The organism is Stenotrophomonas sp. Marseille-Q4652 (assembly GCF_916618915.1).
In the GTDB taxonomy this organism is placed as follows: domain Bacteria; phylum Pseudomonadota; class Gammaproteobacteria; order Xanthomonadales; family Xanthomonadaceae; genus Stenotrophomonas.
In genome coordinates this window covers 2,992,988-3,012,557 of the sequence record NZ_CAKAKE010000001.1, presented here as the reverse complement: position 1 = coordinate 3,012,557, position 19,570 = coordinate 2,992,988, and the positions used below count along the sequence as shown (strand labels likewise).

At 67.4% G+C, this 19,570-nt stretch carries 15 protein-coding genes and 1 pseudogene; 8 read left to right on the top strand and 8 right to left on the bottom strand.

What is annotated here, in order from left to right; translation table 11 throughout:
- Positions 1-255: 255 nt before the first annotated feature.
- From LG380_RS14240 to aceE, 3 genes are all read right to left on the bottom strand, one after another.
- A complete protein-coding gene (locus LG380_RS14240) occupies positions 256-1,041 on the bottom strand; it encodes a hypothetical protein (protein ID WP_225765968.1) in 786 nt (261 codons plus the stop codon).
- 205 nt (positions 1,042-1,246) lie between these two features.
- Positions 1,247-3,070, bottom strand: coding sequence for an AAA family ATPase (locus LG380_RS14235; protein WP_225765966.1), 1,824 nt, complete (start codon positions 3,068-3,070; stop codon positions 1,247-1,249).
- Between the two features lie 311 nt (positions 3,071-3,381).
- Positions 3,382-6,069 carry a pyruvate dehydrogenase (acetyl-transferring), homodimeric type gene (gene aceE, locus LG380_RS14230; protein ID WP_225765964.1) on the bottom strand — a complete coding sequence of 896 codons (2,688 nt, stop codon included), beginning with the start codon at positions 6,067-6,069 and terminating at the stop codon, positions 3,382-3,384.
- A 255-nt stretch (positions 6,070-6,324) separates the two neighbouring features.
- Between aceE and LG380_RS14225 the strand changes: the two genes are divergently transcribed.
- The 5 genes and pseudogenes from LG380_RS14225 (at position 6,325) to LG380_RS14205 (ending at position 10,749) form a co-directional block, all read left to right on the top strand.
- Entirely contained in the window at positions 6,325-8,268 is a 1,944-nt protein-coding gene (locus tag LG380_RS14225; RefSeq protein ID WP_225765962.1) for a SpoIIE family protein phosphatase, read from the top strand.
- Positions 8,265-8,714: an ATP-binding protein gene (locus tag LG380_RS14220; RefSeq protein ID WP_225765960.1), complete on the top strand. Its 450-nt coding sequence runs from the start codon at positions 8,265-8,267 to the stop codon at positions 8,712-8,714. Before LG380_RS14225 ends, LG380_RS14220 begins: the two co-directional genes overlap by 4 nt.
- Entirely contained in the window at positions 8,711-9,106 is a 396-nt protein-coding gene (locus LG380_RS14215; protein WP_225765959.1) for an STAS domain-containing protein, read from the top strand. The genes LG380_RS14220 and LG380_RS14215 overlap by 4 nt, the downstream gene beginning before the upstream one ends.
- A 362-nt stretch (positions 9,107-9,468) precedes the next feature.
- Positions 9,469-9,894: a PadR family transcriptional regulator gene (locus LG380_RS14210; protein ID WP_225765958.1), complete on the top strand. Its 426-nt coding sequence runs from the start codon at positions 9,469-9,471 to the stop codon at positions 9,892-9,894.
- 65 nt (positions 9,895-9,959) lie between these two features.
- A pseudogene (locus tag LG380_RS14205) lies at positions 9,960-10,749 on the top strand (siderophore-interacting protein).
- Positions 10,750-10,828: 79 nt separating this feature from the next.
- On the opposite strand, the gene LG380_RS14200 reads toward LG380_RS14205, so the two are convergent.
- Positions 10,829-11,527 carry a YceI family protein gene (locus LG380_RS14200; protein WP_225765957.1) on the bottom strand — a complete coding sequence of 233 codons (699 nt, stop codon included), beginning with the start codon at positions 11,525-11,527 and terminating at the stop codon, positions 10,829-10,831.
- A gap of 80 nt (positions 11,528-11,607) precedes the next feature.
- Positions 11,608-12,198: a malonic semialdehyde reductase gene (locus LG380_RS14195; RefSeq protein WP_225765956.1), complete on the bottom strand. Its 591-nt coding sequence runs from the start codon at positions 12,196-12,198 to the stop codon at positions 11,608-11,610.
- A gap of 129 nt (positions 12,199-12,327) precedes the next feature.
- On the opposite strand from LG380_RS14195, the gene LG380_RS14190 reads away from it, so the two are divergent.
- Together LG380_RS14190 and LG380_RS14185 are read left to right on the top strand one after the other, a co-directional pair.
- A complete protein-coding gene (locus LG380_RS14190; RefSeq protein ID WP_225765955.1) occupies positions 12,328-13,299 on the top strand; it encodes a mitochondrial fission ELM1 family protein in 972 nt (323 codons plus the stop codon).
- A gap of 97 nt (positions 13,300-13,396) precedes the next feature.
- Complete coding sequence (locus LG380_RS14185; protein WP_225765954.1) at positions 13,397-13,957, top strand: VUT family protein; 561 nt, start codon at positions 13,397-13,399, stop codon at positions 13,955-13,957.
- 42 nt (positions 13,958-13,999) lie between these two features.
- On the opposite strand, the gene glnE is transcribed toward LG380_RS14185, so the two are convergent.
- Positions 14,000-16,825: a bifunctional [glutamate--ammonia ligase]-adenylyl-L-tyrosine phosphorylase/[glutamate--ammonia-ligase] adenylyltransferase gene (gene glnE, locus LG380_RS14180; protein ID WP_225765953.1), complete on the bottom strand. Its 2,826-nt coding sequence runs from the start codon at positions 16,823-16,825 to the stop codon at positions 14,000-14,002.
- Positions 16,826-17,119: 294 nt separating this feature from the next.
- On the opposite strand from glnE, the gene LG380_RS14175 reads away from it, so the two are divergent.
- Positions 17,120-18,634, top strand: coding sequence for an acetyl-CoA hydrolase/transferase family protein (locus LG380_RS14175; RefSeq protein WP_225765952.1), 1,515 nt, complete (start codon positions 17,120-17,122; stop codon positions 18,632-18,634).
- Between the two features lie 67 nt (positions 18,635-18,701).
- On the opposite strand, the gene LG380_RS14170 is transcribed toward LG380_RS14175, so the two are convergent.
- Both LG380_RS14170 and LG380_RS14165 read right to left on the bottom strand, forming a co-directional pair.
- A complete protein-coding gene (locus LG380_RS14170) occupies positions 18,702-19,235 on the bottom strand; it encodes a rhodanese family protein (RefSeq protein WP_343237795.1) in 534 nt (177 codons plus the stop codon).
- The gene (locus LG380_RS14165; RefSeq protein ID WP_225765949.1) at positions 19,232-19,537 is read right to left on the bottom strand and encodes a metalloregulator ArsR/SmtB family transcription factor; all 306 of its coding nucleotides are present in this window, start codon (positions 19,535-19,537) and stop codon (positions 19,232-19,234) included. The genes LG380_RS14170 and LG380_RS14165 overlap by 4 nt, the downstream gene beginning before the upstream one ends.
- Between the last annotated feature and the right edge of the window lie 33 nt (positions 19,538-19,570).

The window sequence follows — 19,570 nt, the reverse complement described above, 5'->3', positions numbered from 1 at the left end:
GAGATAGCGCAGGTGTCAGCACACCGAACGCCGCGGCTGCGCGTTGTCAGGTGCCGCGCAAGGGCGGCCGCCCCAAAGCGAAAGGGCAAGAGCCGATGGAAACTTGACTCTGACCCCAGTACTACCAAGCGCAGCTAGGCCGTTGCGTGGTGCCGCGCAAGGGCGGCCGCCCCAAAACACAAGGGCCAGAGCCGGTGGAAACCTGACTCTGACCCTTGTTTTCCACCTTCAGCGGGAGACTAGCCGAGCTTCTTGTTAGCCAACCAGGTATTCGTCTCCTTCGATCTTCCGTAGGTAAGCCCAATTTCCAGATAGGGCCAGGTTTGATGGTGTCGTCTGCAAGCGGAAGGCGCGGCTGCGGTTTGCAGCGCCCGAGTCGCAGTAAGCAGTGACGAAGTCGTACCCCTTCTTTCCATGGAAACGGAACCGATCTCCCTCGACACACTTCAATAGAGCCTCTGGAAAGCACTCCAGCACTTTGCGTCTTCCAAATTTGACAGTCAGTTTTGGAGGGCCATCCTCATCGAACACTACCTCGTACGAGCGGGCATCAATCTTTAGCAGTTCGGTCAGATGATGGAAGGTTCCGTATCCATCGTTCGCCACCTCCCCACACATGATTGCCATTCGAGCCATGGCTGGGAAATGCTCCCACCGCCAGTTCTGAATTCGGTGGGGATAGGGAAACCAGCGCTTCTCCAGGCACTCTGGGATGAGTGCGTGAAGCTTCTTAGCGTTGAATCTCGGACTGCGGGAAACGATGGAGCCCGCTTCGGCAATCAGACCGCGGATCTTTTCTAGGTCGAGCCTTTCGCCCTTTAGGCGTTCGTTTGGGATGCCATGCGCCTTAAACGCCTCCTTCGAGGAGAGCCTTTGCACCTCTTGGTAACCCGTATACGCGGCAGCAGGACGCAATTTTCCGTCCTGTGCCTCTTCGACCAACACGCACATGATGTGAATGATCGGGTCGTCGGGAGTAACGCCGGTGGTGTCTGCTTCCACCAGAAGCACCGGGAAATCGATGGACCGGGTCTTTATCATTGCTAGAACCTCCCTGATGCAGTCGGAAGCGCATGAGCCCTACTCCCTATTCTTCGCGAAGGTTCAGCGCTTGGTGGGAACCCGCTCCGCCCTTCGGCCGCAATACGCACCTTCATGCCAGAAGTGAAGTACTGGAAGTGAATCAGACCCCCTTCTCGCTATAAGCCAAAAAGCTCAGGTGAAATTCCACTTTGACCCTGCTTCTCTACCGCTCGGCCGTGAGCGCCAGCAGGTTGCCTACCAGCTCTTCAAGTTCGCACCGCTCTTCGCCCTCGGCCGCATAGGCCGATCTCTGGCGCATCAGGTCCGCTGTCATGCTCGGCCAGAAATGATCAATTACATCGTCTGGTGACACCCGCACCGTGGCGCCGATGATTTTCTTCGCGTCGCACGTGTCCGTGTAAGTCACGTCCTTGGCAGTCATCTGCCTGATCAAGTCCGGGCACAGGTAGTTCTCGATCTCGCGCTTTTTGGTGGTGTAGAAGGACCTACCAACCGCCTCGACTTCTGCTTTGCGCTTCTGGATGTTCTTCACCGCTGCCGGATCACCGCCCACGTCCGAGTCCAGGAACACGCACCACGGAACTCCCAGACTGTCGGCCACCTTGAGCGTTACCCAGTGTTTCACGCTTCCGCATCCGCCAATTGGCACTGGGACAATGCGCTCGTCGTCGAGGCTCGATCCGACGTAGCCAGCATCCCGGAGGGCGACCGAGGTATGATGCAGGAACACGACATCAGCCTTACCTTCCACCAGCACTACGGCACGAGCGCGCTCCATTCCGCTTTCAGGCAAGACCCCCAAGCTTTCCGCGGCCTCCTTGAGGACATGCTCATCAGGCATCCTGACTGACGGAGTTCCGTGCTCGTCCTTTGTGACGTACCGAATGCCTTCCGTGGGAATCAGGCCCGCCAATGCAGGAACATGCGTCGTAACGATGATCTGCCTGTTCGACTGGCCCGCTAACGCAAGCAGGGCCTTCATCAGCATCACTTGGTAGTTCGGGTGCTGCGAGGTCTCCGGCTCTTCGATCGCATAGATCACGTTGCGCGCTGATCCAGCGCTCCTCTCCGCCTCTGCGCGGAAGAAATTCAGCAGGATCAATCGCCGCACTCCACTGCCACGCTTGTTGATCGGGATCCCGTTCTCCCCATCCAAGGTAAAGCTGAAGGACCACTTCGGCTTCTCCTTGAACCGCGGCCTGAGCTCGCTGGCCAGCTCAGGCGCCATCTCCTTGAGCTTCTCAAGCGTGCGATTTGCCACATCGAGGACACTGTCTTCGACCTGCTGCTCAAGCGCGCTGATTTGTTCGTGGAGGGCAGCTTGCGCATCCTTGACCGCTTGCTGGAGAGGGTTTTTTGCCTCTGCGTCACCGTCGCTGCTTTCGCGGTCTGCCTTGAACAACGCAAAAGTCGGCAGTTGCTCCTGGATCTTCGACCAGACCGACTTGGCTTCCGTGGACAGGCCCTTGTCGACATCCAGCAACGTCTCTTGGCACTGGATGGGCGCAGCAGCCTCCCGGATCGCCTGCCGCCATAGTGAGGCAACCCGTTCGTCAGCAACTGCCACTCCCATCTCTCTTCCTAGCTTCTTCAGATCGGCGATCTTCTGACTCAGGAGAGAGTCGAGGGGAGCAGCCGCGGGATGATCGCAGCGGATCGCGGTCCGCTCAGGCTTGCCCGTCGAAGCTTTGAAGGTCTTGACCACCTCGAGCACGCCACCTGAGTTGAGCAGGTGCTCCTGCTCCAGAGTGGTCTCTACATTGGCATCCAGCACCAAGCGGTCTGGCAGATCGTCGAACTCGCACGCGATCTCGAACCGCTCCTCGCGAGCGGCAAGCGCAAAGCAATTCATGTCGCTCTTATCCACCTTGACGCTGCCGGACTCGAAGAAGATATCCAGCGCTTCCAGGATCGTGGACTTGCCAAAATCGTTTCGACCGACGATGCCCGTCATGGCTTCGTCGATAGGCACGGCAAGGTCACGATAGCCGCGGAAATTGATCAGCTTGACCGTTTTCAGGCGCATTCTGCTTTCCCCATGTGTCCGTACATTCGTCCCCTTGATCTAGCGATCAAGCACCCCCCTGTGTGCCGATCGAAATTTGCCTGTAGTCCCGGGTGGTTGCAACGATTGTTCTGACTCTCGTCATTAGCTGGCATGCGGGTTCACTTCCATCAAGGCGTTCGGCTCACCTTTAACCCCAAGTACAGATAACCGGGTGCCCCCCCTTGCGCGCCTCTGCGAAGAATGGGGTAGAGGACGGGCTCAGGTTCGCTTCGCTCTAAAGAGAAAAGGCGGCCATCAGGCCGCCTTTCCGTTCTAACTACCGCTACACATCAAACCCCCACAGGGTTCGCTTTCTCCGGATCGATGTTGTACTGCTTGATCGCCCGGGCCACGTCCTTCGCGGTCATCTTCCCATCCTTGGCCAAGGCCGCAATCGCCGCGTGGGCGATGTAGTAGCGGTCCACCTCGAAGAAGCGGCGCAGGTTGGCGCGGGTGTCCGAGCGGCCGAAGCCGTCGGTGCCCAGCACGGTGTAGCTGGCCGGGACGAAGGCGCGGATCTGGTCGGCATACGCACGCACGTAATCGGTGGCGGCGATGACCGGGCCCTGGCGGCCTTCCAGCAGATTGGTGACGTACGGCTTGCGCTGTTCGGCTTCCGGATGCAGGCGGTTGTAGCGTTCCACATCAAACCCATCGCGACGCAGTTCGTTGAAGCTGGTGGCCGACCAGATGTCGGCGGTGACGCCGAAATCCTTGTCCAGCAGTTCGGCCGCGGCAATGGCTTCGCGCAGGATGGTGCCGCTGCCCAGCAGCTGCACGCGCAGCTCGCCCTTCTTGGGCTTGCCGGCGTCGGTGAGCAGGTACATGCCCTTGATGATGCCCTCGGCTGCACCCTCCGGCATGGCCGGGTGGGTGTAGTTCTCGTTCATCAGGGTGATGTAGTAGTACTCATCGACCTGGTCTTCCATCATCGCCTTGGTGCCGTGCTGGACGATGACGGTGACTTCGTAGCCGAAGGTCGGGTCGTACGAACGCACGTTCGGGATGCCGCCGGCGACGATGTGGCTGAAGCCATCCTCGTGCTGCAGGCCCTCGCCGTTGAGCGTGGTGCGGCCGGCGGTGCCGCCGAGCAGGAAGCCGCGGGTACGCATGTCCGCCGCCATCCACGCCAGGTCGCCCACGCGCTGGAAGCCGAACATCGAGTAGTAGATGTAGAACGGCAGCATGGCCACGTTGGACACCGAGTAGCTGGTGCCGGCGGCCATCCACGAGGCGATGGCGCCCGGCTCGCTGATGCCCTGCTGCAGCACCTGGCCGGTTTCCTCCTCGCGGTAGTACATCAGCTGGTCGGCATCGACCGGCTTGTACTTCTGGCCGAACGGGGCGTAGATGCCGATCTGCCGGAACAGGCCTTCCATGCCGAAGGTGCGCGCCTCGTCGGCCACGATGGGCACGATGCGCGGACCGATCTGCTTGTCGCGCAACGTGATGTTGAGCGTCTGCACGAAGGCCATGGTGGTGGAGTAGGTGCGCTCGCCGCTCTCTTTCAGCAGGCGCTCGTAGGTCTCGAGCTTGGGCGCGGTGAACTGCTCCTCGCTCTTGCGGCGACGCTGCGGCAGGAAGCCGCCCAGCGCGGCGCGGCGCTCCTTGAGGTACTGCACTTCCGGCGAGTTCTCGCCCGGGTGGTAGAACGGCACCTGGCCGTCCTTGAGCTGCTCGTCGGACACCGGGATGTTGAAGCGGTCGCGGAAGTGGCGCACGGCCTCGTCGTCGAGCTTCTTGGTCTGGTGGGTAGGGTTGAGCGACTCGCCGGCGCTGCCCATGCCGTAGCCCTTGACCGTCTTGGCCAGGATCACGGTCGGCATGCCCTTGGTGTTCACCGCCTCGTGGTACGCGGCGTAGACCTTGTGCGGGTCATGGCCACCACGGTTGAGGCGCCAGATGTCGTCGTCGGACAGGCTGGCGACCATGGCGCGGGTCTCCGGGTACTTGCCGAAGAAGTTCTCGCGCGTGTACGCGCCGCCGAACGCCTTGCAGTTCTGGTACTCGCCGTCGACGGTTTCCATCATCAGGCGCTTGAGCACGCCGTTGGTGTCCTTCGCAAGAAGCGGATCCCAGTACGAGCCCCACAGCAGCTTGATGACGTTCCAGCCGCCGCCACGGAACACGCCTTCCAGTTCCTGGATGATCTTGCCGTTGCCGCGCACCGGGCCGTCCAGGCGCTGCAGGTTGCAGTTGACCACGAAGATCAGGTTGTCCAGCCCTTCGCGGCCGGCCAGGGCGATCGCGCCCAGGGTTTCCGGCTCGTCGGACTCGCCGTCGCCGATGAAGCACCAGACCTTGCGGTCGGACGGCTCGATCAGGCCGCGATGCTCGAGGTACTTCATGAACTGCGCCTGGTAGATGGCCGCCAGCGGGCCCAGGCCCATGGAGACGGTCGGGGTCTGCCAGAAGTCGGGCATCAGCCACGGGTGCGGGTAGGACGACAGGCCCTGGCCGTCGACCTCCATGCGGTAGGTGTCCAGCTGCTGCTCGCTGATGCGGCCTTCCAGGAAAGCGCGGGCATAGATGCCCGGCGAGCTGTGGCCCTGGATGAACAGCAGGTCGCCCGGGTGGTTCTCGCTCGGTGCGCGCCAGAAGTGGTTGAAGCCGACGTCATACAGCGTGGCAGCCGAGGCGAAGGAGGCGATGTGGCCGCCCAGGTCGCCCGGCTTGCGGTTGGCGCGCACGACGGTCGCCATCGCGTTCCAGCGGATGATCGAACGGATGCGCCATTCCAGCTCGGCGTTGCCCGGGCTCTTGGCCTCCAGGTGCGGCTCGATGGTGTTGACGTACTCGGTGGTGGGCGAGAACGGCAGGTAGGCACCGGAGCGTCGGGTCAGCTCGACCATGCCTTCCAGCAACTGATGCGCGCGCTCTGGGCCCTCCACATCGATAACGGCCTTCAGCGACTCGATCCATTCCTGGGTTTCCACAGGATTCGGGTCGTTGTTAAGCACCTCGTTCAACCAGTTCATTAGCGCTCCCAGTTACTGCACGCACGCGCGCGCTTTCATTAGATTTTCGAACTCCGAAGTGTAGCGCAGTACCCCCGCGCCAAACCTCGCTACGCATACGTATGGAATTGATTTTGCTGGTGTCCTGCGGACAGCGGGGAGACAGCTTTGCCGGCGGTGGCGGCCGCCTTGACATGGTTTGTGGTTTGATCGGCGACAGCGAAGCAGGGGGTGCTTTCCATCAACGTTCGGCGTACCCGAACCCGGCTGTCGGCCGTGCCGTGGCGGCGGAGCCTGCGCACGCGCATGTTGCTGTGGGGCTTTCTCGCCCAGGCCGGGCTGGTGGCGCTGATGGTGATGGTGTTCTACATGGGCGCGCGGGCGGTGGTGATGGCGCAGGCCCGCACCGAGGTGGAGATCCTTACCCAGCAGAGCGCGCGGGCGCTGGAAGCGACACTGCGCTCGGTGCAGGTCAGCGGTCGGCTGCTGGCCGCGGCGGCCACCGGCATCGGGAATGAACCGTTCAACCTGCGCTCGCTGCTGCACGCAACCCTGCAGAGCGATCCGGACATTGCCGGGGCGATGCTGGCGATGGCGCCGGACACGCTCAAGAGTGGTGACCAAGGGTTTGTCTGGCACGTGCGCCGCGATGGGATCGGGGTGATCGAACAGGGCGCCGGCGAGCTGGACTTCGATTACCGCGCCATGCCGTGGTTCCAGCGCACGCTGCAGGCCGAGCGGCCGTGGTGGGCCGAGCCCTATGCAGACCGCAACACCGGCGGTGAATACGCCACCACCCTGAACCTGCCACTGCGCCGGCCGGGCGATGACGACACCACCGCGGCGATCGGCATGGTCAGCGTGAGCGTGCCGCTGGCGCGGCTGCGCCATGCGCTGGCCGGACTGCCCGGCGATGGGGGCGTGGAGCTGATCCTGCTCTCGCCGGACGGCCTGATCGTCGAACACCCGGACCCGGCACTGCGGCTGCGGCGCACCCTGGCCACGCAGGCCGCGCAGAGCCGGCCGGACCTGGCGCCCTTGGTGGACGCGGTAGCCCGCGGTGGCGAGGGCGCGATGATCGAACACCAGACGCCGGACGGGCGCCACTTCTTCAGCCGCCACCGCCCGGTGGGCGACACCGGCTGGACGGTGGTGCTGTCGGCCTCGGAGGACTACGTGCTGCAGGGCCTGCGCCGCATCACCTGGAGCGCGGCGACGCTGGCGCTGCTGGGCCTGCTGCTGTGGACGCTGCTGCTGGGGCGGATGGCGCGGCGGTTGCTGCTGCCGATCGAGGACCTGACCGAGAGCGCACGGCATTTCCATCGCGGCGATTTCGACTTCCCGCTGCCGCACGTGCGCCGGCGCGACGAGGTCGGGGTGATGGCGCGCGCCTTCGACAGCGCGCGCGATTCGATCCGCGAGCAGATCGCCGAGATCGAGCGGCTGGCCGCGGCGCAGCAGCGCCTGCATGCCGAGCTGGAGATCGCCCGCGACATCCAGCGCGCGATGCTGCCGGCCGCGCCGCAGCCGGACGGGGTGCGGCTGGCGCTGCGCACGCATGCGTGCCTGGAGCCGGCCAAGATCGTCGGCGGCGATTTCTACCACTTTCTCCCTGCCGGGCCGGGCCGGCTGTGGTTCCTGATCGGCGACGTGTCGGACAAGGGCGTGCCGGCGGCGCTGTTCATGGCGCGCAGCATGACGGTGCTGGAGGTGGCCTCGCGCGGCCAGCACGGCCCGGACCAAGTGCTGGCCGCGGCCTCGCTGCGGCTGGCCGAGCGCAATGACACCTGCATGTTCACCACGGTGCTGTGCGGGCTGATCGACCTGGGCAACGGCCGCTTCCAGCTGGCCAGCGCCGGCCATGATCCGCCGCTGCTGCGCCTGCGCGATGGCCAGGTGCGCACGCTGCCGGTGGAATCGGGCCCGCCGCTGGGGCTGGCGCCCGAGCACCATTACCCGGTGGCGCAGGGGCAGCTGGAGCCCGGGCAGATGCTGGTCTGCTACACCGACGGGGTGACGGAAGCGATGGATGCCTCGCTGCAGGCCTTTGGCGCCAGCCGCCTGCGCGCGACCCTGCAGCCCCGGCTGGATGCCAGCCAGCAGTGCCAGGCGGTGCTGGACGCGGTGCATGCCTTCTGCGGCGAGGCCGAGGCCTCGGATGACCTGACCGTGCTTACCATCGAGTTCCTGGACCCGGCCGAGCTGGAGGACCGCCCATGAAGCTGGACCTGCGCATCGCCCCGGCGCTGGAGGAACTGGCCCACCTCAGCGACCAGCTGGACCGCGTGCTGCTGGCCGAAGGCGTGAGCGACGAACGCGTGGGCCATGCCCGGCTGATCGTGGAGGAGCTGGTGTGCAACGCCATTGCCCATGGCGAGGTGGCCGAAGGCTCGCAACTGCAGGTGGGACTTGAGCTGAGCAGCGCGGCGCTGGTACTGGAACTGCAGGACTGCGGCCAGCCGTTCGACCCGCGCGGTGCTCCGGCGCCGGTGCTGGAGGCGGACATCCTGCAGCGGCCGGTGGGCGGGCTGGGTCTGTACCTGGTGCATCAACTCGCCGATCACATCGATTACGGCAGGCTCGATGGGTGCAACCGGATCCGCGCCACCCTGCTAGACCCGTTCTGCGCCTCCCCTCCCCCCCCGGTACCGGAGTCGCCGTCATGAGCAAGTTGACCCTTCAGGTCGATCCGCCGTCGGAGGGTCGCCAGCGCGTGGTGGTCGGTGGTCGCCTGGACACCCACACCTATGCCGAGCTGGATGCGGTTCTGCTGCCCCTGCTCGACGCTGACGCCTTCACCCTGGTGCTGGACCTGGAGCCGCTGGAGTACATCAGCAGCGCAGGGCTGCGCTCGCTGTTCCGCGCGCGCAAGCAGCTGGCCGCGCGCAGCGGGCAACTGCTGGTGCTCAACCCGCAGCCGCAGATCCGCAAGGTCTTCGACGTGGTGAAGGCGGTGCCGCTGGAGGAGATCTTCACCTCGCGGCAGGAGCTCGATGCCTATCTGGATGCGATGCAGCGCAAGGTCACCGCCAACACGGTGCCGCTCTCGGCGATCTGAACGGAACACCCGCCGGCGATAGGCGGGGCTGGCGTCCGGACTGTTTTAGATATATCGTTTTTCTCACACATCCGATATATCTAAAAGACATGCAAAACCATCACCATCACTTCCACTGGCATCGGGGCGGCCCGCCACAGGGTGCCTGGTGCGGCGCGCAGTGGCTCCCTGCCCACCCCGCCCATCTCCTCCGCCCCTGCCCCGCCGGCCACCCGCATTACCGGGCCACGGATGAGGGGCATGGCGGCCACGGGCACGGTGGCCGCGGCGGTCCCCACGGACACGGTGCCGGCCACGGCGGACGCGGCGGCGGTCGACAGGGCGGAGGCGGCCGGCCCCTGGGCCGCGGCGACCTGCGGCTGTTGCTGCTGGCGCAGATCGAACAGCAGCCACGCCACGGCTACGAACTGATCCGCCTGATCGGGGAGCTGTTCAACGACGCGTACGTGCCCAGCCCCGGCGTGGTCTACCCGACCCTGGCCCTGCTCGAGGACCTGGGCTGGATCGCCGCCGAGCCCGAAGGCGGCCGCAAGCGCTACCACATCACCGACGCCGGCCGCGCCCAGGTCGACGCCGAGCGCGCGACGATCGACGCGGTACAGGCGCGCACCCACATCGCTGCCAACCGGCTGGCCAAGGCGAGCCTGCCGGCGCCGGTGCGCGAGGCGATGCAGGCACTCAAACACACCCTGCTGCAGCACCAGGACCACTGGGACGACGACGAAGCGCAGCGTGTGGCCGGGCTGCTGGCCCGGGCGAGCGCGGCGATCGAAGCCGGCCGCGCCTGAGCGCGCGGCCTCCCACTTATTTCCACTTCAAACGGCGCCGCGAGCGCCCGACTACAGGATTGCCGATGTCCCAACATGAAAACCGCCGCCTGCGCCTGCAGCCACGTCTGCGTGAGCTGAGCGTGCTGCGCACCGAGACCCTGGGCCCGCACCTGCGCCGGGTAGTGGTCGGTGGCGAGGCGCTGCAGGGGTTTGAATCGCCCTCGCCCGACGACCACGTCAAGCTGTTCTTCCCGAATGCCGAGGGCGCGTTCGTTGTCCCGCTCCTGGGGCCGGAGGGTCCGCGCTATCCCGAAGGCCAGCTGCCCTCGCCGGCGCGCGACTACACCCCGCGTGCGTGGGACCTGGAAGCCGGCGAGCTGGCGCTGGATTTCGTGCTGCACGGCGACGGCGTGGCCTCGACCTGGGCAATGCGTGCGCAGCCAGGCGATGCGCTGGTGGTGGCCGGGCCGCGCGGCTCGCACGTGGTTGCCGAGGACTACGACTGCTACGTGCTGATCGGCGACGAAACCGCATTGCCGGCCATTGGCCGCTGGCTGGAGAACCTGCCCGACCACGCGCAGGCCGAGGTGTTCATCGAGATTCCCGAACAGGGCGACCGGCAGCCGCTGCCGGAGGACGCGCGCATCCGCATCTCGTGGCTGGAACGCAACGGGTTCGATGCGGCCAGCAGCACGCTGCTGGAGGACGCACTGGTCGATTTCGAGCAGCCCGATGGCGATGCGTTCTACTGGATCGCCACCGAGTCGCGGCGCGCGCAACATGCGCCTGTTCCTTGAAGACCACCTGCAGGTGCCGCGCGACTGGGTGCGTGCCACCGGTTACTGGAAGGCCCATCCCGACGACGAGGGCTGAGCGGGCCGCTGCACCGGCCGGCCCGGCAAGGAAAAGGCCCGCCATTGGCGGGCCTTTTCGTATCGCGTTACCACTTGGATCAGGTGGCCGGGGTGTCGGCCTTCTCGCCGGTGGCCTCGGTGGTGATGCGCACCTTGACCTCGTCGCTCACCGCCGGGGCGTAGGCGCCGACGCCGAAGTCGCTGCGCTTGAGGGTGGTGGTCGCATCGAAGCCGACCGCCGGCACCTTCATCATCGGGTGCTCGCCGGCGGCGTTGATGGTCACATCCAGCACCACCGGCTTGATGATGTCCTTGATGGTCAGGTCACCGGTGACGGTCAGCTTGTTGGTGCCGGCCGATTCCACCTTGGTGCTCTTGAAGGTGGCCGACGGGAACTTGGCCGCGTCGAAGAAATCGGCGCTGCGCAGGTGTTCGTCGAACTTGGCGGTGAAGCTGTTCAGGCCGGCCAGCGGCAGGGTCACCTCCACGCTGGACTGCGACACGTCGTCGGCGTTGTAGACCAGGGTGCCTTCGACCTGGCCGAAGTTGGCGCTCGGGTTGGAGAAGCCCATGTGGTTCCACTGCGCCAGCACGATGGTGTGGCCGGCGTCGAGCTTGTAGGTGCCCGAGGCGACCTGGATGGCCTCGGCCGGGGCTTGCTCGCTGGCAACCGGAGCCTGTTCGGTGGTCGCCGGGGCAGCCTCGGCGGCGCGGTCGGCCTCGTCGGCCGGGTTGGAACAGGCGCTGATGGCCAGGGTCAGGGCCAGCGGCAGCAGCAGTTTGGCGGTGGTATTCATCGGTTTCTCTCTCCCGGGTTGGGTGGGCGGAACGGAGGGTGTGGCCAGGCAGCTTTGGATCGCGTGATGGAGCGGCGCGATCACTCGATGCGTGCGGCCTCGTCGAAGGACAGGCGCGGCAGGCGCGGGAACAGGCCCGACGGATCGCCGTAGCCGAGGTTGACCAGGAAGTTGGACTTGATCGCGGTGCCGGCGAAGAAGGCCTCGTCGACCTTGGCGTTGTCGAAACCGGACATCGGGCCGGCATCCAGGCCCAGCGCGCGCGCGGCCAGGATCAGATAGGCGCCCTGCAGCGAGCCGTTGCGGAACGCCGATTCGCGGCGGCCTTCGCGCGGACCGTCGAACCAGCTCTTGGCGTCGGTGTGCGGGAACAGGTACGGCAGCTTCTCGTGGAAATCCTCGTCGTGGCCGACGATCACGGTGACCGGCGCGGCCAGGGTCTTGGCCAGGTTGCCCTCGGACAGTGCCGGTGCCAGCTTCTGCTTGGCCTCGGCCGACTTCACGAACACGAAGCGGGCCGGCGTGGAGTTGGCCGCGGTCGGGCCCCACTTGAGCAGGTCGTACAACGTGCGCAGCTGGCTGTCTTCCACCGGCTTGTCGAGGAAGGCGTTCTGGGTGCGGGCGGTACGGAACAGCTGGTCGAGCGCAGCGTCGTTGAGCACGTCGGACATGGAATCTCCTGGCAGTGGATCGGACCGTGGCGCCGGCGGGCAAAGCCCCGGACAATGGCCACGGTGGAACGAGCCCGCAGTGTAGAGTGTCGCGTCAGCGGCAACACACGGCCTGACTGAAACGAATTAATGCCACACCCGAAACAATCCACCCTGCCCTGGACGATTACCGACGGCCGTGCCGGCAACGTCCGCCAGGCCGTTGCACTGGCCTCGGCGCTGCGCCTGGGGGGCGTGCGCCGCCTGCAGCTGGAGCCGCGCGCGCCGTGGCGCTGGGCCGCGCCGCGGCAACTGCCGGGCATGGATGACGGCTACGGTCCTGCTTTTTCCAACCTGCTGCAGATGCCGCCGGCGCTGGCGATTGGCTGTGGCCGCCAGGCCGCCGCGGCGCTGCGCCGGCTGCGCCCGCGCGGCACCCGTACCGTGCAGATCCTCGATCCGCGCATCGATCCGCGCCACTGGGACCTGGTGGTGGTGCCCGAACACGACCGCCTGCGCGGGGCCAACGTGCTGACCCTGCTGGGCAGCCTCAATCCGGTCGACGACAACTGGCTGGCAGCCGGACGCGCGGCGTTTGCGGCATTCGAGGCACTGCCCGGGCCGCGCACCGCGCTGCTCGTCGGCGGGCCGACCGAGCATGCACCGTGGACGGCCGACAGCATCGTGCCGCTGTTCGAGCAGCTGGCCGCGCAGGTCCGCGCCGACGGCGGCAGCATCCTGGCCACCACCTCGCGGCGCACGCCGCCGGAGGTCGGCCGCGCCCTGCTGCGCGCCTTCCACGACGTGCCAGGAGTGATCTGGAGCGATGGCGGCGACGGCACCAATCCCTATGCCGGTCTGCTGGGCTGGGCGGCGCGGGTGGTGTGCACGCCCGATTCGGTCAACCTGCTGTCCGAGGCCTGCGCCACGCGGGTGCCGGTGGCGGTGCTGATGGCCGATCGCGCCCGCGGCCGGCTGCAGCACTTCCAGCAGTCGCTGCGCGAACGCGGCCGGCTGCAGGCCGGATTCGATCAGTGGCCCGGCGACGATGCCCCGGCCATCGAACCGCTGCGCGAGACCGCGCGCATCGCCACCGAGTTGCGCCAGCGCCTGGGGCTGTGAGCGCGGCGTTCCACCGTCTGCATGGAGCGTTTCGGGCGCGGTAAAGCCGGCAGCGGCGATAATGCCGCCTCCCCCGTCTACCACCCACCGGCTCGCCATGACCGCGCGTCCTGCCCCGCTGTTTGCCCCGCTCCGCCACCGCGACCTGCTGCTGGCGGTGCTGGCCATGGGCGTGGTGGTGCTGGGTTCCAACATCCTGGTGATGTATCCGATCAACGACTGGCTGACCTGGGGCGCCTTCAGCTACCCGGTGGCCTTCCTGGTCTCCAACCTGGTCAACCGCCGCTTCGGCCCGCAGGCCGCGCGCAAGGTGGCGTGGGTGGGTTTCGCGCTCGCGGTGCTGATGTCGGTATGGCTGGCCAGCCCGCGGATCGCTGCCGGCTCGTGCAGCGCCTTCATCGCCGCGCAACTGCTGGACATCGGCGTGTTCGACCGTCTGCGCCACGGCCACTGGTGGCGCGCGCCGCTGGTGGCCAGCGCCTGCTCGGCGACGCTGGATACGGCGATCTTCTGGAGTGTGTCCTTCGCCGGCGAGCCGTTGCCGTGGGTGAGCTGGGCGCTGGGCGACCTGGCGGTGAAGCTGGGCATCGCGGTGTGCCTGCTGGCACCGTTCCGCGCCCTGCTGTGGAAGATGGCGCCGCTGCCCGGCGCCAGATAATGACCACGGGCGGCGTCCCTGCCGCCCGGGCCTCCCTCGCAATCAGTTCGCCTGCCTGCCCGGCTCGAACGGCAGGCCGCGGGCAACCGTGGCGCTGCGGATCGCCGCACAGGCCGCTTCCAGTGCCGGGGTTGGCGTGGCCAACCGCGGACGCCGGTCCAGGGTGCAGGCCAGGCCGACGTCGACCAGCTCGGCATGGGCGGCGTGCAGGGCTTTGGCGGTATCGGCCGGCAGCCAGCCGGCCGCGGCCAGCGCATCGATCAGCGAAGGCGTGTCGCGCGGCTGCAGGAGTTCCGGCACCTCGACCGCGCGCTCCAGCACGCCGGTCTGCAGCAGGAACTCCAGGTCGACCAGGCCGCCATCGCCCTGCTTGAGGTCCAGCCGCGCCGCGTCGCTGCGGTCCAGTTCGGCGCGCATGCGCCCGCGCATCCTGATCACATCCGCGTACAGCGTGTCGCGGTCGCGCGCCCGGCCCAGGGTGCCGGCACGCACGCGCTCGAAGTCGGCCAGCAGGCTGTCATCGCCGGCCACGCCACGCGCGCGCACCAAGGCCTGGTGTTCCCAGGTCCAGGCACGCTCGCGCTGGTACTCGGTGTAGCTGGCCAGCGAGGACACCAGCGCGCCCTTGCCGCCATCGGGGCGCAGGCGCACGTCGATGTCGTACAGGCGGCCGGCGGCGGTGACCGCGCCGAGCAGGGCCATCACCTTCTGTGCCAGACGCGCGAACCAGCGTCCGCTCTCCAGGGGTCGTGGACCATCGGAAGCCTCTATCCCGGCCGGGTGGTCGTACAGGAACACCAGGTCCAGGTCCGAGCCGAAGCCCAGCTCCAGCCCACCGAGGCTGCCGTAACCGATGATCGCAAAGCGCCCGCCCGGCACCTGGCCGTGCGCGGCCACGACCTCGCTGCACGCCATCTCCAGCACCGTCCGCACCACCGCCTCGGCCAGCTGCGCGAGCTGGCGGGTGCTGTCCACCGCGTGCTGGCGGCCATCGTGCACGGCCAGCGCCATGCGGAAGCTCAAGGCGAGCCGGGTTTCGTTGAGCACGCGCAGCGCGGCTTCCGGATCGTCGATGGCCAGCGCCGCGGTACAGGCCTGGCGCATGTCATCGGCTTCGGGCAGCGGCCCGGCGACGCGGGTGTCGAGCAGTTCGTCCAGCAGCAGCGGATAGGCGACCAGCCGTTCGGACAGCAGCGCGCTGCGCGCCAGCACGTTGACCAGCCGCTGCAGCGCGCTGGGCTGCTCGTCGAGCAGGGCCAGGTAGCTGGTGCGGCGCATGATCGCCTGCAGCAGGCCGAGCACACGACGCAGCGCGGCGTCGGGCTGCGGCGAGCCGGTGGCCGCGTGCAGCAGTGCCGGCACCACCCGGTCCAGCCGCGCGCGTGCGGCATCGGACAGCGAACGCACGCCCAGCGACTGGGCGAAGTCACGCAGCCCCTGGTCGGCGCTGGCGGCATCGCCAAAGCCGGCGTCGGCCAGCACGCTGGCTTCCCCGCCTTCGTGCAGCACGCGCCAGTAGTTGGCCAGCGCGTCAGGCGCGGCCTGGCCCTTGCGCGGCGCCAGCAGCGCGGCGAACTCGGTGGACACGCGCTGGCGCTGGGCCGCGACCTCGGCGCGCAGGACCTCCCAGTCCGGATAACCCAGTCCCACGGCAATGCGGGTGCGGTCCAGCGGATCGCCGGGCAGCATGTGGGTCTGCGCATCGCGCAGCATCTGCAGGCGGTTCTCCAGCCGGCGCAGGAAGCGGTAGGCATCGACCAGCGCCTTGCCGTCGGCGGGTGCGATCTGGTCGGCCTCCACCAGCGCGCGCAGGGCCGGCAGCAGGCGACGTTCGCGCAGCGCCGGTTCGCGACCACCGCGGATCAGCTGCAGCGCCTGGGCCAGGAATTCGATCTCGCGGATGCCGCCCGGGCCGCGCTTGATGTCGTCGAAGCGGTCGCTGCGCGCGACCTCCGCGGCGATGGCCGCCTTCATCTCGCGCAGGCCATCGAGCGCGGTGAAATCCAGGTAGCGGCGGTAGACGAACGGGCGCAGGGTCTGCAGCCAGGCCTCGCCGGCGGCGATGTCGCCGGCCACCGCGCGCGCCTTCTGCCAGGCATAACGCTCCCAGTCGCGGCCCTCACGCTGGAAGTACTGGTCCATGCCGGCAAAGGACAGGGCAATGCGGCCGGCAGTGCCGAACGGGCGCAGGCGCAGGTCCACGCGGTGGCAGAAGCCGTCGGCGGTGGTTTCGTCCAGCAGCCCGGCCAGGCGCTGGCCGAGCCGGGCAAAGTATTCCTCGGCCGCCAGCGGGCGCTTGCCGTCGGACTCGCCGCCCTGCGGGTAGGCGTAGACCAGGTCCACGTCGGAGGAGAAGTTCAGCTCGCCACCGCCGAGCTTGCCCAGCCCGAACACCACCAGCCGCTGCACGCTGCCGTCCTCGGCGCGGACCACGCCGTGGCGCTGGGCGAATTCGGCCTCGAGCGCTTCCAGGGCCAGGCGCAGGCAGTCCTCGGCCAGGGTCGTGGCCCCGGCCAGGGTGGCGTCGACATCGTCCAGGCCGGTGAGGTCGCGCCAGACCAGCCGGGCCGAGGCCGCGGCCCGGTAGCGGCGCAGCTGGGCCTGCCAGGCGCTGGGCTGGAGCGGGTCGAGCACGGGTAGCGGCAGGGGCGGTGGATCCGGCTGGGCCAGTACGGCCAGCAGCGCCGGCTGCCGGCACAGGGTGTCGATGGCGAAGTCGCTGGCCACGGCCAGCTGGCGGATCACCGCTTCGACTTCGGGCGCCGGTGGCCAGTGGTCCGTGTCGGCGTTGGCCAAGCGCAGCCGCGCGAAGGCGCGGTCGACCAGCGGGGAGAGGGTTTCGGGCAAGGGGGCGGGGGCATTGACCATGCCGAATTCTGGCATCCGACGGCGACGCACGGCGCGCCAATCACGCCGAACGCCGGCGATCAGGCAATAAAAAAGCCCGCTTGCAGCGAACTGCCAGCGGGCTTTGCTCCCTCCCCCACGTCGGGATGCAGGGCGATCGTGCGGGTTGATCGGGAAACATGCACGCTGCAGTGCAAAACAGAACCGGCGGGTATGGATACCATCCGGGCGCGGAAATCCATCCCACCAAGGTAGAACACGGACCCGGGCGGGATGGCCGATAATTGACCATTCCCCCACGAAGTACCTGTCGTCATGTCCGTCGATCGCATTGCCAACGCACGCCTGCGGGACCGCGTCGTCTCCGCGGAGGCCGCCGCCGCGCTGATCCAGCCCGGCGAGACCGTCGCCATGAGCGGCTTCACCGGGTCCGGTTACCCCAAGGCGGTACCGATGGCGCTGGCCAGGCACATCGAGGCGGCGCACGGCCGCGGCGAGCACTTCCAGATCAAGCTGCTGACCGGCGCCTCCACCGCCCCGGAACTGGACGGCGCGCTGGCCAAGGCCGATGGCATCGCCATGCGCATGCCGTTCCAGAGCGACCCGGATGCGCGCAACCGCATCAACGAGGGCAAGCTGGACTACATCGACATCCACCTGAGCCACGTTGCCCAGCACGTGTGGTTTGGCTTCTACGGCGACATCGACACCGCGGTGGTCGAGGTCTCGGCGATCCGCGAGGACGGCTCGCTGGTGCCCTCCACCTCGGTGGGCAACAACAAGACCTGGCTGGATCTGGCCAGGAAGGTGATCGTCGAGGTCAACGACTGGCAGCCGGCCGGCGTGGACGGCATGCACGACATCTACTACGGCACCGCGCTGCCGCCGTTCCGCAAGCCGATCCCGCTGGAAAGCGCCGGCGACCGCATCGGCGAGACCGCGCTGCGCTGCGATCCGGACAAGATCGTGGCCGTGGTGCGCACCCACGGCCCGGACCGCAACAGCCCGTTCACCCCGGCCGATGCCGCCAGCGAGATGATCGCCGGCCACCTGATCGACTTCCTCAAGCACGAGGTGGACAGGGGCCGCCTGCCGAAGAACCTGCTGCCGCTGCAGTCTGGCGTGGGCAACATCCCCAACGCCGTGCTCGCCGGCCTGGCGCGCAGCGGCTTCCAGGACCTGACCGCCTTCACCGAGGTGATCCAGGACGGCATGCTCGACCTGCTCAGGAGCGGCGTGCTGAGCTATGCCTCGTGCACCGGTTTTGCGCTCAGCCCGCAGGCCAACGAGGAGTTCAAGAACAACATCGACTTCTACCGCGAGCGCATCATCATGCGCACGCAGGAGATCTCCAACCATCCGGAACTGGTGCGCCGCCTGGGCTGCATCGGCATGAACGGGATGATCGAGGTGGACCTGTACGGCAACGTCAACTCCACCCACGTCATGGGCACGCGGATCATGAATGGCATCGGCGGTTCGGGTGACTTCGCCCGCAACGGTTTCCTGTCGACCTTCCTGAGCCCGTCCACGGCCAAGAACGGCACCATCTCGGCGATCGTGCCGATGGTCAGCCACGTCGACCACACCGAGCACGACGTGGCGATCATTGTCACCGAGCAGGGCCTGGCCGACCTGCGTGGCCTGCCGCCGCGCAAGCGTGCGCAGGTGCTGATCGACAAGTGCGCGCATCCGGACTTCCGTCCGCAGCTGCAGGACTACTTCGACCGCGCCAGCCGCGACAGCTACGGCAAGCACACCCCGCACCTGCTGCCCGAAGCCCTGTCCTGGCACCAGCGCTGGCTGGACCACGGCACGATGAAGGCCTGAGCCTGCCGCATGCAGGAATGAAAAGCCCGGGAATTCCCGGGCTTTTTTGTTGCCGGAGCGGTGACGCTCAGGCGGCCTGGCGGTTCCAGGGCATCTTCAGCAGCAGCCTGGCCATGCCGCAGAAACCGGTGGCGCCGGCCACCATCAGCCCGGCACCGACGAAGCCGGACAGCAGGTGGAACCAAGGCGACACGGTCGCGCCGAGCACCGCGCCGGCCAGCGCGAGCGTGCCCGCGGCCAGCTGCACCTGGCGCACCAGCGGCAACGGCGCGCGCGCATCGGCCACCGTGGCCAGGCCCGCGTTCTTCCACGCCTGCAGGCCGCCGTCGAGCACTATCGCCCTTGCCCCGCCGCGACAACGTTCAAGCAGGGCCGCATTGGCCTGGGTACGCATGCCGCTGGCGCAGTGGAACACCACGCAACTGGACGCAGGCAGCGTCGCGGTGCCGGCCTGCAGTTGCGACAGCGGCACGCAGCGCGCACCGGCAATGTGTTCGCGCGCGTGCTCGTCCGCCTCGCGGATGTCGACCAGCAGCGCACCCTCTGCGATCAGCGCCTGCGCGGCGCGGGGATCCATCTTTTCCATTGTCTTTGCGCTCACGGGCAGAAAATCTTCTTCAGGCTGGTCACCAGCGTGACCACGGCCGGATCGTCGATCCGGTAGTACAGGGTCTGCGCCTCGCGGCGGTTCGCCACCAGGCCTTCCTCGCGCATGCGCGCCAGGTGCTGGGACAGGGCGGACGGGCTCAGTTCCAGGTGCTCCAGCAGCTGGCCCACGCTCAGCTCGCCGTGCTCGATCAGCAGGCACAGCACCAGCAGCCGGTTCTCGTTGCCCACCGCGCGCAGCAGCGCGGCGGCCTGGCCGGCGCCTTCGCGCAGGAAGGCGCGATCACGTGCATCCATCAATCCCCCCAGCTCTTGTCATGGGTCGTTCTT